The sequence below is a fragment of the Prevotella multiformis DSM 16608 genome, from assembly GCF_000191065.1.
Classification (GTDB): domain Bacteria; phylum Bacteroidota; class Bacteroidia; order Bacteroidales; family Bacteroidaceae; genus Prevotella; species Prevotella multiformis.
The window spans coordinates 1-1,084 of record NZ_GL872293.1; the positions used below are offsets into that span (position 1 = coordinate 1).

A 1,084-nucleotide genomic window follows, 5' to 3' on the forward strand; every position below is an offset into this window, starting at 1 on the left:
TTACATTATAGTTCTTTACATACCAATCATTTCCGATATATTTATACTCATGTTTATGCTCATCGAAAAGATATACTTTGTCATTGTGATTTTTATTTATTCTTATATAGTCTATACCATCACATATGACTCTTATTATTTTATCGTAGTCTATGCGACAATATGATAGCTTTAGCCGTTTATAAGCCCTAACAGCTTAATTATCTCTTTGTCTTTTAAAATATAGTTCCTTGGCTTTTTTATTATTTTTAAATTACTGTCTACAAAAACAAGACCGCTTTCTTTTGCCCTAAATAACTCAAATATTATAACTTCAGAATCTCTATTATAGATTAAGACTCCATCAAAATTACGATAATCATAGTTTATTATTTGACTACTATATCTGACTTCAGAAGTACATTCGCCAAAGACGAAAAGGACCATAAATGGAAGCAATATCTTTATCTTAGAATTCATATTATTACTTTCTTCTTGTTTTGTCATAAAATTTTCCTATTAATTCCCTCGCTGCACCTTTCCTATAAGTTGGCACATTTATCTCATAGGCTATAAAACCTACTTTTGGTCCTTTATGAGAATAGAAATATCCTTTTTCAATGGAGTATTGATCATCAGAAGAATCCAACTGGGGCTTGTAACCATTCTGTGCGGAATTTACAAGACTATTAATGTGACCACCTATCTTTAACATTAATAATGCTACACCAAGTTGACGACCACTAAATCCATATAAAAAGTTACCAAAATTAAATTGATTATGAGCAACATTGTCTCCCTCTGGAAGGAAGTAAACTAGGGAAGGGGCTACAGCATCTCCAGAAGCACCATATCTTTGATAGTCTTCTAATAAAGGACCAACAGAAAAATCAAGAGAGCCACCTCCTACAGCTTGTGTTGCCATAAAATCTATATTATGGTTTGCATTATCTTGACTATAAGCACCCGCCTTATTAGCATATTCAATGATTTGTCTTTTAGATATCTCAAACAAACGAGTAGGTTCACCTTCCTTTTCATGATTAATTATATTCTGAGCATCATCCTTTGATGCAAACTTAAAATATCGTTTTGACCCATCTTT

2 protein-coding genes are annotated in these 1,084 nt (G+C 31.7%); both read right to left on the minus strand.

Annotation, left to right across the window (positions count from 1 at the left end; genetic code table 11):
• Positions 1 to 171: 171 nt before the first annotated feature.
• A complete protein-coding gene (locus tag HMPREF9141_RS13655) occupies positions 172 to 486 on the minus strand; it encodes a hypothetical protein (protein WP_174256082.1) in 315 nt (104 codons plus the stop codon).
• Positions 464 to 1,084: polymorphic toxin type 44 domain-containing protein (locus tag HMPREF9141_RS13625; protein ID WP_007369107.1), on the minus strand; the 621-nt coding region annotated here is incomplete at its 5' end. The genes HMPREF9141_RS13655 and HMPREF9141_RS13625, both read right to left, overlap by 23 nt.

Bases quoted from the DNA above. Each gene is read 5' to 3' on its own strand.
- HMPREF9141_RS13655 (WP_174256082.1), bottom strand. From the start codon at position 486: ATGACAAAACAAGAAGAAAGTAATAATATGAATTCTAAGATAAAGATA.